Origin of the sequence: Streptomyces sp. 1114.5 (assembly GCF_003635085.1) — a bacterium.
GTDB lineage: Bacteria > Actinomycetota > Actinomycetes > Streptomycetales > Streptomycetaceae > Kitasatospora.
The window spans coordinates 3,891,017-3,904,172 of sequence record NZ_RBXE01000001.1 but is presented as its reverse complement, the minus strand read 5'-3'; the positions used below and the strand labels follow the sequence as shown (position 1 = coordinate 3,904,172).

Sequence of the window (13,156 nt, the reverse complement as noted above, 5' to 3'; positions counted from 1 at the left end):
CGCCGGGCATCGGCGATCACCGCATGGCGGTCACCGCTCCGTCAAGGCGCCGTCGATCTCTCGACGGGAGGAGATCCCCAGCTTGGCGAAGACCTTGCGCAGGTGCCACTCGACCGTACGAGGGCTGAGGAACAGGTGTGCGCCGATCTCCACGTTCGGGTGCCCTGCGGCCGCGAGGCGGGCGATCTGCGCCTCCTGCGGGGTCAGGACCGGCGCGCCGACGGTCCGCTTGCGCACCGTCTCACCGGTGGCGAGCAGCTCACGCCGGGCCCGCTCGGCGAACGCCTCCATGCCCATGCGCGCGGCCGCCTCGTACGCCGCCCGCAGCTCGGTACGGGCCTGCGCGCGCCGGTTCCGGCGGCGCAGCCACTCCCCGTACAGCAGTCGGGCCCGGGTCTCGAACACGCCGAGCCCGCCGCGGCCGAAGTGGTCGATGGCCTCGCGGTAGCGGTCTTCGGCCCGCTCGGGCGCTCCGGTCAGGGCGTCGGCGACCGCATGCGCGCCCAGGGCCCAGGGCGTGCCGGCCCGGCTCCAGTCGGCGAGCCGCTCGCGCGCCCCGGCCGCCACGGCCGGCTCGCCGGCCCTGGTCGCGGCCTCGACCAGCTCGCTGCACGTCCAGAAGTGCACCACGAGGTCCTTGTGCCCTCCCCCGCGCAGCGCCGCTTCCATGGCGAGCGGATAGTTGCCCAGGCCGTTGTGGAGCACGGCCCTCTCGCACGCGGCTACGCGGATCAGCCGGCCCAGGCCACGCTGCTCGCCGTCCCGTTCCATGGCCCCGAGCAGTTCCAGGGCCTCTCGCTCCCGTCCCCGGTACGCGCCGATCAAGGCCGCCGTGGCCGTGCGCATCGCCACTCCGGTGGCCGTGTCCATGGCTGCGGCCTCGGCCAGCAGGTCTTCGGCTTCGGAGAGACGCCCCGCATGGCCCAGCGCGCCCGCCCGGTAGGGCAACGCCGTCGAGAGGACCGACAGCGTGCCCGTCGTCCGGGCGAAACGGACCGCCCGATCGGTGACGTCCAGCCATGCCTGGAGATCGCCCAGCTCCGCGGCGGCGTTCGTGGCCGCCCACAGGACGGACGGCTCCTCCTCGTCGGCGAGGGAGCGCAGCGCCCGCGCCAGTAGCGGGAAGGCGGCGGCCTGCCCGTCCGTGGTCCATGCGACCAGGGCACGGAGGAAGATTCCGGCCGGCTCGTCGCCGGGTGTCAGGCCACGAGCGACCTCGGCCGCTCGCCGTATTCCGCCTTCGTCGTGCGGCCAGGCCCAGATGGCCGCGTCGAACGCCGCGAGGCAGGTCTCCCGCGCGACGGCCGGGTCGAGGTCCCTGAACTGGCGCGCCGCGTCGAGCAACGGCTGCACCGCACCCTTCCCCGAGTCGGTCATGGACGACGCCTTGGCCCGCAGCCGGCCGGCATGGGCCTGCTGCAACCGGTCCAGCGGCCCCAGCTCCGCGGCGGCGAGCAGGTCGGGCACCCGGGTCGGCAGGCCGGCGGCGACGTTGGCCGCTGCGGCCGCCAGTGCGCGCCGCGCCCGCTCCTTCCGGTCGGGGGTGAGCGCGGCGGCCCGTTCCAGGAAGGAGGCGGCGGCCGCCCGCCCACCGCGCGCCAGGGCCCGATCGGCGGAGCCCTCCAGTGCGGTGGCGACCTGCTCGTCCGGCCCGACCGCGGCATGGGCCCGGTGCCAGGCCCGCCGGTCGGGGTCGCGCTCGGCGTCGGTGGCCTCGGCCAGGGCGCGGTGCGCCTCCCGCAGCTCGGCGGGCTCCGCGCCCCGCCAGACGGCGGAGCGCACCAGCGGGTGCCGGAACCGCACCGAGGCTCCCAGCGTGATCAGGTCCGCGGCCTCGGCTGCCGCCGCTGCCTCCGGACCGACTCCCAGCAGGCGCAGAGCACGCCACAACAGCGACCCGTCGCCGACCGGTTCGACCGCCGCGACCAGCAGCAGGGCCCGGGTGTCGCCCGGCAGCGCGTCCACGCGCCGACGGAAGCCGTCTTCGAGCCGGGTCGCCAACGGGCCGGCGCCGGGCCCGCCGAAGCCGAACGCCAACTCCGCCGGCGACAGGCCCCGGGTCAACTCCAGCAGGGCGAGCGGATTCCCGCCGGTCTCGGCCACGATCCGGTCCCGCACCCGGGCGTCGACCGGCCCCGGCAGCACGCCGTCCAGCAGCGCCCGGGCGTCGGCGTCGGCCAGCCCGCGCAGAGGAAGGTCCAGCAGACCGGAAAGGCCCTCGTCCTCCGCCTTCCCGTCCGTGATCCGCTCGGCGAACACCAACGCCACCGATTCCGCGTCCAGCCGGCGTCCGACGAACGCCAGGATCCGCTGGGACATCAGGTCCAGCCACTGCGCGTCGTCGACCAGGCACACCAGCGGAGACCGGGCCGCCGCCTCGGCGAACAGGCCGAGGACCGCCATCCCGACCAGCAGCATCTCGGGAGGGTTCCCCGCGCTCAGGCCGAACGCGACCCGCAGTGCGTCCTGCTGCACCTCCGGCAGCCTGTCGAGGTGCGACAACAGCGGGGCGCACAGCCGTTGCAGAGCCGAGTACGCGAACTCAGCCTCGGCCTCAACGCCGGCCGCGCGCACGACCTGCCACGGCCCCGCCTGACCGGCCAGATGATCGAGCAGCGCCGACTTGCCGACGCCGGCCTCACCCCGCAGCACCAACACCCGGCTGCGCCCGTCGCCCACCTCGCGCAGCAAGCCGGCCAGCACGTCCAACTCCCGGGCGCGCCCGAGCAGCTGGTGTTTCGCGCGCTGTGCCATGGATCCTCCGGTACGAGTTCCTCCCGGAGGAGCTACACCCATCCTACGAAGAGCGGGGCCGGCTGAGCCGCACGGATCCGGTCGTCCCCGGCCGTCCCCGGGCCGGTGGCGCGGGAGGTACGGACACGGTGTGTCCCTTCGGGGCGGGCGTGCGTTCTCCGTCGTCGGTTCCGCACCACCGTTCGACATCGGCCATTTGACGGTACTTCCGCTCCGTCAAGCCTGAACCAGGCCCGCTCACCCCCCGGCCGTGGCTCACCGCCCGACGTGCAACCGACGCGATCAACCAGTCGGCTCTCGCAGTCAGATGACTGATGTGCCGACGCGCGGCGGTGAAGCACGGTTGGCCAGCGGTTCCGCTCGATGCGTCGTGCCCCCTCTGCCCGACCGTACCCCTCGATGGCCGCGCGCAAGCAATGTCACCCAGCCTGTATCGGTTCTACAGGCCGACCCCCGAAAGCGAGTTCCACCATGGCCCGCACATCCCTCCGGCTGAAGTCCTCCGCCGTCGCGACCGCCCTCGCCGGCGCGGCGCTGATCGCCACGGCGGCTCCGGCGTCCGCGGCGAACCCGCCCTACGACGGCTGCCCCGCGTGGGCGCTCTGCCTCTACCAGCACGAGGGCGGGACGGGTTCGAAGGCGATCGTCACGCCTCCCCCGGCCGGCGGCAACGCGGCGATCGTGCGCCTCACGCAGGTCCACTTCCTGAACGGGGAGATCGCCGACAACCAGGTGTCGTCCTGGATCAACAACTCGCAGTGCTCGGTCAAGTTCATGGACGACCCGTACGGCGAGCTCCACCCCTCCGACCTGGACTACACCGAGACGTGGCACTGGGGTGCGACGGCCGACTACGGCACCGGAAGCTCCAAGTACTACGTCAACGACCGGATCTCCTCCCTCCAGTTCTGGTGCCCATAGCAGCAGAGTCCGGCCCGAGAGCGGTGCCTGACGGATCCGCCCCGCTCGCCACTGCCCCCGGCACCCGCCCCGGAACCATCCGATGACACGGAAGGAACTCCCATCAAACGTCTTCGACCAGCGGCCGCGCTGTTGTCCGGCCTGCTGCTCTCCCTCACCGTCCCCGCGCTCGCCTCGGCTGCGCCCGTCCTCGAAGCGGCAGCCCCCGCCACCACGGTGACGGCCGGCCCCGGGGCCGACGGCCCGGACCTGAGCTTCGCCAACCGCACGTCGCCGCCCCCCGGGATGCCGGACTGGTCCCGTGTGGGCTTCCGGGGCGGCCAGCAGCTGCCCAGTGACGGTGACCTGACCGACGATCCCGGTTGCCGCATCACCCCGGACGTGCTCGCCGCCCGATACGGCGTGCGGGCGAACGACGGCGCCGACGACACCGCCGGGCTGCAGAAGGCCATCGACGAGGTCAAGGCCAACTGCTCGCCGAACGCCAACTTCAACCGGCTCTCGCTCATCTCCCTGCCGGCCGGGCGGATCGACGTGTCCCGGCAGATCTACGTCGACGCCGACTACCTGGTCCTGCGCGGGCAGGGATCCGGCGACGGCGGCACCCGGCTGGTGTTCCGGCCGGACGTCAACACCCGCTACGACACCCAGGTCAACGGCCGCTGGGACCAGGACAGCATGAAGGCCGGCAGCGGCAGCGACGTCGGCACCGGCGGCTGGATCTGGCCCGGCCGCGGCCTGTTCCGGGTGCAGACCCGCGACATCGCCGACCGCTACCAGGACGACTGGGCGGCCGCCCCCACCAACCGCAAGGACATCTTCGAGGGCAGCGTCAACCAGCACTGGGCCTCCGGCATCAAGGTCGCCGCCCCGGCCGCCGACCCCGGCTACGCGGCCCGCCAGGGCCAGAGCACCGTGCAGCTGGACGCCAAGGCGGACATGAAGAAGTTCTCCCCGGGCGGCTACGTCTGGGTCGGAGCGGCCAACAGCGTCAAGTTCTACGAGCAGCAGGGCGTGTCCGACCGCAGCCAGATGGACAACCTGCACATGCGCCAGCAGATGTTCCGGGTCAACTCCCTGGACACGGCGGCCAAGACCGTCACTCTGGACCGCCCGCTGGAGTGGGACCTGCCCGTCGACTCCACCTCCGACGGCTCCCCCGCCCTGGGCGACAAGCCGTACGCCAGCAAGGTCACCCCGCTCAAGGTCGTCCAGGGCGTCGGCTTCGAGGACTTCGCCTTCACCCAGGACATGAACGGCCTGCCCAAGCTCGGCGGCGGCACCTACCAGCTGACCCCCGACCAGGCCGTGCACAACTACGGCAACATGGCCCCCGAGTACGCGATGCACGGCATCGTCTTCAAGTGGGCCGCCAACGACTGGGTACGCGGTCTGAAGGCCGAGATGACCGGCTCGCACCCGATCGTCACCGAGGACGCCCGCAACCTCCAGATCGAGCGCAACAGCTTCGACGGTGCCTGGAACAAGGGCAAGGGCGGCAACGGCTACCTGCGCGGCAGCCGCGTCTGGGACTCGCTGTACGCCTACAACCTCAGCCGCAACCTGCGCCACTTCACCTTCCAGTGGTCGGCCAGCGGCAACGTCGCCTTCCGCAACGACCTCGACTCGGACCTGAACCTGCACGGCGGCTGGGAACACAACAACCTCTTCGAGCAGAACAACCTGAGGGTCCCGTACGAGCACCGCTCGGGCAGCTGCCAGACCAACTGCGGTGGCGAGGGCGGCGAGGTCGACGAAGGCACCTGGTACCCGATCTGGTGGGCGGCCGGCCCCAAGGCGGTCAAGTGGTCCGGTTCCTCGGGCCCGCAGAACGTCTTCCACGACAACACGATGGTCAAGCAGACCACACCGGGCGGGGCGTACGAGCCCTACGCGCCCTACGGCACGCAGTCCGGCACGGCCTTCCAGTTCGGCTCCGCCACCGGCGCCCCCGACCGGTTCCAGCCGCTGAGCCAGGACGGCCAGGCGATCCCGGACTGGGGCGGCCGGGAGACCCTCGACTTCACGAACAAGGGTGTCGTGCCCCTCGACACGGGCAAGCGGCCGTCGCTGTTCCTGGCGGACACCGGCGGACTCGAACCGCGCGACGACAACACGCGCAAGGTCGCCACCTGGAACATGCAGGGGGCGGACACCCCCGACGCCAACGGCAACAAGTACGCCAACGACCTGCCACAGCTGTACGGGCGCGGCTTCGGGCAGGCCGGAGCCGACGTCATCGCCCTGCAGGAGGCCGGCGCTCCGCCCCGCGGCGCCACGTTCCTGGGGGACATCGCGACCGCCAACACCCAGTGGTTCGACAACGGTGGATTCACCGTTCCGGTCCAGGAGTACCGGATCGGAAGCGCGGCCCGGCCCACGGGGTTCCTGTACTGGCTGCACACGGACACCAATCCCAGGCCGGGAACGGTCGGGCGGGTGAACATGGCCGTCTTCAGCCGAACCCGGGTCGACCGCAACGGCGTGTACACCACCCGGGAGGGCAGGATCACCGACGGCACGGACTCCCGGCCCGCGCTCGGCATCAACGTCGGCGGCGTCGTCTACTTCTCGGTGCACGGATCCTCGGGCAGCGGCAGCGACGACCCCCAGCTCCTGCACAACATCCGGGAGCAGTTGAGGGGCACCGACCTGCCCTGGATCGCGATGGGCGACTACAACCGCGCCGTGGACAGCCTGCAGGCCGCGATCGCCCCGGACTTCACCATCCACTCCCAGCAACTGCCCACGCGCCCGACGCCGCTGGTCACCAGCACGGCGCCGTCCTCGACCATCGACTACGCGGTCGTTCCCGCGGTCCAGGCGCAGCCCAGCGTCACCGGAGCCGTGCGGGTCAACCTGACCACGTCGGATCACTACCCCGTCGTCTTCACCCTCGCCAACCTCCCCGACCAGCAGGCGCCGGCGCAGCAGCAGGCCGCGCAGGCCGTGCCCGCCCAGGTCGTGGTGCGCAGCGCCGCCACCACCAACGTGGCCGGCCCCTCCGGCACCAGCCACGTGGTCGCCGATCAGCCGATCGACCAGGCGAACCTCCCGTCGCAGGTGTTCAACCTGACGCCCGACCCCGAGTACCCCGGCTACTACCGCCTGTTCCACGCGAACGTTCCCTTCAGCGGCCGCTACCTGGGGCAGGAGGGCGGCGCCCGAAACGCGCGGACGGTGCTGTGGCCGAACGCGGCACTGGACCAGCTCTGGGCGCCGGTCGACCAGCTCGACGGCACCTGGACCCTGCAGAACTACGTCACCCGGCAGTTCCTCACCGACGTCGGCAGCGGCCAGGCGCTGGCCGGCCGCGACTACGACGGCTCGGCCGCCCAGCGCTGGTTCCTCCAGGACCCCCGCGAGGCCGCGGGCCTCAACGAGATCGTCTCGGGGGACAACGGGTCCCAGCCCTCGGCGCTCACGGTGGACGATCTGGAGACCCCGCCCCACCCGCTGTTCTTCGCCCCGAACGGGCACAACGGCAACCAGCGGTTCGGTACGGTCTCCGCGGGTCGGATCGGCTCGGACGCCTGCTTCTACCTGGTCAACCAGGGGCAGTACGTCAACTCGACGGCGGCCCATCCGGGGCAGCCGCTGGACGGCAGCGCCGTCACCATGGGCGGCTTCCGCCCCAACGACGACGGCTACCTGTGGTGCGCGACACCCGACGGCTCGAACGGGACCCTCCTGACCAACCGCACCACCCCCGTGGAGCAGCTGAACCTCACCCGGAGCGCGTCCTCCGACGTGGCGACGATCAGCAGCCCCGCGTCCACCGCACCCAAGCTCCACTGGAGCTTCCTGCCGGTTACCGGCTGACCCCCGTGGCGCCCGGCCTCCCCCGGGCGCCACAGCATCTCCCCACCTCCGGCCGCTCTCCGCGGCCGGCCCCGAGCGTCCGCCCCGCCGGCTGCAGTCATATGAACACCGCGGTCGGCTGAGCTGCACGGATTCAGTCACGCTCGACCTGGCCGGCATCGCGGACTCAGCGTCATATGACGGATGTGCGACGGATTCACCGCACGGGACAGTGATGACCGATGGTCTCACCACAGACAGAAGGGGCTTGACATGACTCGCACGTGGTTGATCACCGGCGCGTCCCGGGGCTTCGGGCGGCGCCTGACCGAAGCGGTTCTGGAGAGCGGAGAGCAGGTCCTGGCGACGGCTCGGCGACCGGAGCAGCTGGCGGACCAGGTCTCCCGCTACGGGGCGCAGGTCCGCACCGCGGCCTTGGATGTGACCGACGCGGCTGCGGCCCGTGCCGCGGTGGACAGCGCGGTCACGGCGTTCGGGCGGCTGGACGTGGTGGTGAACAACGCCGGATACGCCAACAGCGGCCCGATCGAGGAGATGACGGACCAGGACTTCCGCGAGCAGTTCGAGGCGAACTTCTTCGGGGTCGTCAACGTCACCCGGGCCGCGCTGCCGGTGCTGCGCGAGCAGCGGTCGGGAGTGTTCGTGCAGTTCTCGTCTCTGGGCGGCCGGGTCGGAGGCACCCCGGGCATGGGCGCCTACCAGAGCGCGAAATTCGCCGTCGAGGGCTTCTCCGAGGTACTGGCCGGCGAGGTCGCCCCGTTCGGGGTGAAGGTGGTCATCGTCGAGCCCGGAGCCTTCCGAACGGACTGGCAGGGCTCGTCCATGGAGCTGCACCCGGTGGGGCCCGACTACGAGGAGACCGTCGGCGCCATGAACCGGTACCGGCGGGAGAACACCGGCACGCAGCCCGGCGACCCGGCCCGCGCCGCCCAGGTGATCATCGACGTCGTCGGCCACGACGACCCGCCGCGCCGGCTACTGCTCGGCGCCCAGGCCGTGACCGTCGCCCTGGCCGCCGGTGAGGCGCGCGCGGAGGAGACGCGGAAGTGGGCCGAGGCGAGCGCCGCCGCCGACTTCCCGGCGGGGCAGTGAGCTACCGGTGCCCGCACGGCCTCGGCGCCGCCGGTACGGGCCCCGGCAGACAGCCGGGCCTCCGGGCAACACCGACCCCAGTACCGTCACAGGCCGTCGCGGCGGCCGACCAGGAGCAGACGTGAACAGCAGCCAACTTTTCGACGGTGTCGCACACCACCCCCGGCAGCACACCTCTCCCGCCACCGGTCGCTCGGGCTCACCGCTGCGCGACTACGTCCTGTGCAGCCTTCCCGCCGCCCTCAGCGACCTCTCGGCAGGGCGCCTGACATATGATCAACTCACCGACTCGCACGAGCAGATGCTCCGGAAGGTCACTCCGCAGTGCCTCTCCGAGGACGACGAGCGGAACGCGCGGCTCCTCCAGCTCGATCTGCTCTTCCTGCTCAGCGGCTACGCGCCCGCAGGGCCGCACGCCGCGCCCCGCGCCCTGGCCGAGCTGATATCCGCCCAGTGCGCCAGGTTCCCCGCCCTGGATCCCCATCTGAGCTATGAACTCCTGATCGACGTCAACTGCGAGGAATACCGGCGCAGCGGGGACATCCGGGTGTTCTCCGCAGGCCGGGACGCCGCTCTCGAACGGGACTTCTACCTCGGCCACCACCTCTCCGAACCATGGGCCAAATCGGCCGCCTACGGCCTGCGCTCGCTGGTCCTGCCGGCGGCCGCCGCCCGACCGGCCGCGGTCCTGGACGACGTCGTCGAGTACCTTGCGGAGTTCACGCGGCACATGGCCAGGTACCGCAAGCTGTCGCAGCAGGCCTTCAACCGGTTCCGCCCCTACCACATGGGCCATCCCGGCGGCCCGCGCGGCGCGAGCGGTGCGTTCATGCCCAGTGTCCACCTCCTCGAACTGGCCCTGCTGCCGCCGTCGAAGGAGTACGGCATCTTCCTGGACCAGTCGATGTCCTACTTCCCCTCATGGTCCCGGCCCGTCATCGCGCGGTGGCGGGGGGACTCCATCCGCGGGGCGAACGTGTCCCAGCGGCTGCGGGACGGACGGCTGGTGCTCGACCCCGCGGGCCGCGACCGGTTGGTCAGGGTGATCGACAAGTTCGTGGACTTCCGGATGGCGCACCTGGGCGTCACCCGGCACGCGCTCCCCGAGGCGTTCCGGGAGCGGACCGGGCTGACCCGTCGCGACATCCGCGAGCAGGGCGGCGAACACGACATCCTGGACGGCCGGGACCCCGGCACGTCGGGGTTCAGTGTCCGGAACGTGCTCACCAATGCGGTGTACCGGCTCCTCGCGCTTCGCGCCGATCTCGCCCGCCCCGGCTCCACTCCGGCCAACCAGTAGGCAGGCAACCGATGTCAGCATTCCGTGTCGCGGTCGTCGACGCGTTCGGCACGTCCTTCGGGTTCACCGGCGCGTTCGCCTCGGTGGGCGGCGAGGTGATCCAGGTCCGGAGCTCGCCCGCTCCTCCGGTCGGAGTCGATCCGGTGGACAACCGGGCCTTCGCACATGTGCTGCTCCACGACGGCGAGTTGGACGTCCTGGCCGCGCGGCTGGCCGCGCTGGGGCCGGCCGCGGTCGTGGCCGGTCGCGAGACCGGCGTGGAGCTCGCCGACGCCCTCTCCGAGCGGCTGGGGCTGGCCTCCAACGGCACGGCCCTGAGCAGCGCCCGACGCGACAAGTACGTGCAGATCGAAACGATCAAGGCGCAGGGCGTCCCCGGCATGCGGCAGCTGCGCACCGGCGACGAAGCCGAACTACTGGCCTGGCACGAGAAAGCGGGCGGGACCGTGGTCGTCAAGCCCCTGCGCGGCTACTGGGGTGCCGGCGTGTCGTTCTGCGACCTGCCGCAGGACTCGGTCGCCGCGCTGCGCAGGCTGCGCAGCCGCCGTACGGTGCTGGGCGAGCCGATCACCGAGGTCGTCGCCCAGGAGTACCTGGTGGGCGCCGAGTACATCGTGAACACGGTCAGTTGCGCGGGTGTGCACCAGCTGACCGACGCCTGGCGCACCGAGCGGATCCAGGCCAACGGGGTGCGTGACCTGGTGACCGCGCAGGTGCTGCTGCGCTCCGACGAACAGCCGGTCGGCGAGCTCTTCGGCTACGGCCGCCGGGTGCTGGACGCCCTCGGCATCCGGTACGGCGCGGCGCACCTGGAGATCAAGCTGACTCCGGACGGCCCACGGCTGGTCGAGGTGGGCGCCCGCGTTTCGGGGCTGCCGTACTACACGGCCGACGTCCTGGGCGAGGGCCAGCTGGAGTGGACCGTCGACGCCTACGTCCGGCCCGAGCGGTTCCGCGCCCGGGCGGGCCGGCCCTACCAGCGGCGGCACGCGTTCGCCTGGGCGGCGCTGGTCGCTCCCGCTTCGGGCCGGCTCCGGGGCTACCGCGCGCTGGACCAGCTCAAGCAGCTGGCGAGCTTCCGCTCCCTCACCGTGCTGGTGAAGCCCGACGACGCGATCACCGCGACAACCTACGATCGCGAATACCCGGCTACCCTGACGCTCAGCCACCCGGTGGACGCCGTCCTGCAGCGCGACCTCAACACGGTGCGCTACCTGGACGGCCCCGGGATGTACGAGATCGCCCCGGCGGCCGACTGACAGGTTCGCCGTCCAGATCGCCATCACCCCGACGGCCGGCTCGAAGGCCCGTTCTCCGCGCGGCCGGACAGCACGCCGCTGCGGTCGACCGCGGCGGTAGTTGCACAGGCAGGCACGCAGCACGGTGCGTCAGGGACGGACGAGTTCGGCCAGCAGGCGCGACTCGCGGCGGAACACCTGGTGGATCATCGCCATATCGCGGGTGCAGGTGGACGGTGGCATCGGAGGAGTTGCTCGACGTCATGACACCCAGTCTTCGGAGCCCGGTTGCAGGGCACTTGCACCCGACCTGCCGCGCTGCACCGGTCGCCGCAGACCGCCGCGCTGGTGGCGGGAGCGGCGGTGGGCATCCCCGTCCGGCTGCTACGCGGCCGGTCGATGGGAGTGCGGCGCGGGACGGTCGGGCACCGAGACCCGCGATGCGGGGGGCTCAGGCCGGCGGCAGGGCCCGGGCGAGGTCCTCGGCCTCGCGCAACTGCTCGACGCCCAGCCGCCGGAGGTCCCGGAGCAGCAGGGCGGCGTCGGTGACGGCCTCGCCCGGCGCCGGGGCGGCCGCCGGCAGCGGGAGGCCGAGGACCGCGGCGAGGTCCGCCGCGGGCAGGGCCAGCACGGTGGCGAGGTCGGCGACCAGCTCCGGGGTCAACTCGGCCTCGCCGGACGCGATCCGGCCGTAGGCGGTGGCCATCCGGGAACGGCCGGTCAGTAGCTGGACGACCTTCGCCGCGCCGTTCCAGCCGAGGTTGCGGTTGGCGACCATCCGCATCAGCAGGTTCCCCGGCGTGTGCCGGTCCGGGAGGGCGGCGGGCAGGCCCTCGATCCGCCCGCGGTGCCGTGCGGACGGCAGCTCGGCGACGCCGGCGCGGAGTTCGGCCCGGGACGCGGGCGGCAGCGCGAGGACGAGCCGCACCAAACCGGTGATCGAGGTGGTGGCCATGCCACCGGCCGGGGCGAGGTCCTCCGGCAGCGGGAGGGCGGCGAACTCGAAGAGGTCGGCGGCGTCCAGGCCGAGGGCGGGCGCGAGCCGGCGCAGCAGCGCGGGTCCGGGCGCGGCGCCGGCGAGGACCGCAGCCACCTCGGGCTCGGCGGCCTCCGCCCGCCGGGCCAGGTCGGCGGGCGCCAGGCCCCGGTGGTCCAGCAGACGGGCCAGCAGGACGGCGAAGCCGGGGAGCTCGATCATGGCCCCAGCCTAGGGCGCGGCGGGTCCGGCCGGCGCGGACGGGCGCGGCGGGAGGCGACCGGACGTAACCGGCCGCCGGCCGGGCGTGCCCGCACGGGGGAGGTTCCGGTCGGGTCATTCGGCAGTGCCCCCTCCCTGCGCCCCGTCCGGGCGCAGTACCAGGGCGGGGTCGAGTTCGAGCAGCCGCTGACGATGTTCTTGATGGTTCGTGCTTGCGGCGCGCGGGGTTGCCCGTGCGCACCTGGCCCTCCTTCACGGGCGCTGAAGCCGCAGGAGTCCCTGCCCGAGGCCGCAACCCGCACCGATCCCTGAGGAACAACCCCTAAGGGCGTAGACACGCCGGCTGGCGGGCATGGCACGGTCGTCATCAAATGCCATCGGCCGTGAGAAGGTAGCAAGAATGAGTACAGTGAAATTCATCCTGAATGTCATCTGGTTGATTTTCTGCGGCATTTGGATGGCTCTTGCCTACGCGGTCGCCGGAATCATCTGCTGTCTGCTCATCATCACCATCCCATTCGGCATTGCTTCGTTTCGGATCGCCGGCTTCATCCTCTGGCCGTTCGGACGAGCAGCGGTGGAGCGGCCGGACGCCGGGGCGGCGTCCTGCGTCGGCAACGTGATCTGGCTGGTCTTCGCCGGCTGGTGGCTGGCGCTCGCGCACCTGATCACCAGCGTTCCGCTGTTCCTGTCGATCATCGGGATCCCCTTCGGCTGGGCCAACCTCAAGATGATCCCGGTCTCCCTCACACCGCTGGGCCGCGAGATCGTCTCCACCGACAAGGAATGGGGCACCTTCTAGCCGGCCGCCGCGAGCAACGATGGCCGGCG

8 protein-coding genes are annotated in these 13,156 nt (G+C 72.1%); 6 read left to right on the top strand and 2 right to left on the bottom strand.

Annotated features, from left to right (window positions below; genetic code table 11):
- Positions 1–30: 30 nt before the first annotated feature.
- Positions 31–2,754, bottom strand: a complete 2,724-nt coding sequence (locus BX285_RS17535; RefSeq protein WP_121175623.1) for a LuxR family transcriptional regulator — start codon at positions 2,752–2,754, stop codon at positions 31–33.
- Between the two features lie 471 nt (positions 2,755–3,225).
- Between BX285_RS17535 and BX285_RS17530 the strand changes: the two genes are divergently transcribed.
- The 5 genes from BX285_RS17530 to BX285_RS37340 all read left to right on the top strand — a co-directional run bounded on the left by BX285_RS17530 (position 3,226) and on the right by BX285_RS37340 (position 11,148).
- The gene (locus BX285_RS17530) at positions 3,226–3,675 is read left to right on the top strand and encodes a peptidase inhibitor family I36 protein (RefSeq protein ID WP_183107089.1); all 450 of its coding nucleotides are present in this window, start codon (positions 3,226–3,228) and stop codon (positions 3,673–3,675) included.
- A 132-nt stretch (positions 3,676–3,807) separates the two neighbouring features.
- The gene (locus BX285_RS17525) at positions 3,808–7,497 is read left to right on the top strand and encodes an endonuclease/exonuclease/phosphatase family protein (RefSeq protein WP_121175621.1); all 3,690 of its coding nucleotides are present in this window, start codon (positions 3,808–3,810) and stop codon (positions 7,495–7,497) included.
- Between the two features lie 252 nt (positions 7,498–7,749).
- A complete protein-coding gene (locus BX285_RS17520; protein ID WP_121175620.1) occupies positions 7,750–8,589 on the top strand; it encodes an oxidoreductase in 840 nt (279 codons plus the stop codon).
- Between the two features lie 121 nt (positions 8,590–8,710).
- Positions 8,711–9,889, top strand: a complete 1,179-nt coding sequence (locus BX285_RS37345) for a hypothetical protein (RefSeq protein WP_183107088.1) — start codon at positions 8,711–8,713, stop codon at positions 9,887–9,889.
- A gap of 11 nt (positions 9,890–9,900) precedes the next feature.
- On the top strand, positions 9,901–11,148 hold the full coding sequence (locus BX285_RS37340) for an ATP-grasp domain-containing protein (protein ID WP_179852935.1): 1,248 nt from the start codon (positions 9,901–9,903) through the stop codon (positions 11,146–11,148).
- A gap of 430 nt (positions 11,149–11,578) precedes the next feature.
- Here BX285_RS37340 and BX285_RS17505 read toward each other — a convergent pair whose 3' ends face one another.
- Positions 11,579–12,325, bottom strand: a complete 747-nt coding sequence (locus tag BX285_RS17505) for a hypothetical protein (protein ID WP_097238839.1) — start codon at positions 12,323–12,325, stop codon at positions 11,579–11,581.
- A gap of 400 nt (positions 12,326–12,725) precedes the next feature.
- Here BX285_RS17505 and BX285_RS17500 point away from each other — a divergent pair, with 400 nt between their 5' ends.
- Positions 12,726–13,127: a YccF domain-containing protein gene (locus BX285_RS17500; protein ID WP_097238838.1), complete on the top strand. Its 402-nt coding sequence runs from the start codon at positions 12,726–12,728 to the stop codon at positions 13,125–13,127.
- Positions 13,128–13,156: the final 29 nt, after the last annotated feature.

Bases quoted from the DNA above. Each gene is read 5' to 3' on its own strand.
- BX285_RS17505 (WP_097238839.1), bottom strand. From the start codon at position 12,325: ATGATCGAGCTCCCCGGCTTCGCCGTCCTGCTGGCCCGTCTGCTGGAC.
- BX285_RS17530 (WP_183107089.1), top strand. From the start codon at position 3,226: ATGGCCCGCACATCCCTCCGGCTGAAGTCCTCCGCCGTCGCGACCGCC.
- BX285_RS17535 (WP_121175623.1), bottom strand. From the start codon at position 2,754: ATGGCACAGCGCGCGAAACACCAGCTGCTCGGGCGCGCCCGGGAGTTG.
- BX285_RS17520 (WP_121175620.1), top strand. From the start codon at position 7,750: ATGACTCGCACGTGGTTGATCACCGGCGCGTCCCGGGGCTTCGGGCGG.
- BX285_RS37340 (WP_179852935.1), top strand. From the start codon at position 9,901: ATGTCAGCATTCCGTGTCGCGGTCGTCGACGCGTTCGGCACGTCCTTC.
- BX285_RS17500 (WP_097238838.1), top strand. From the start codon at position 12,726: ATGAGTACAGTGAAATTCATCCTGAATGTCATCTGGTTGATTTTCTGC.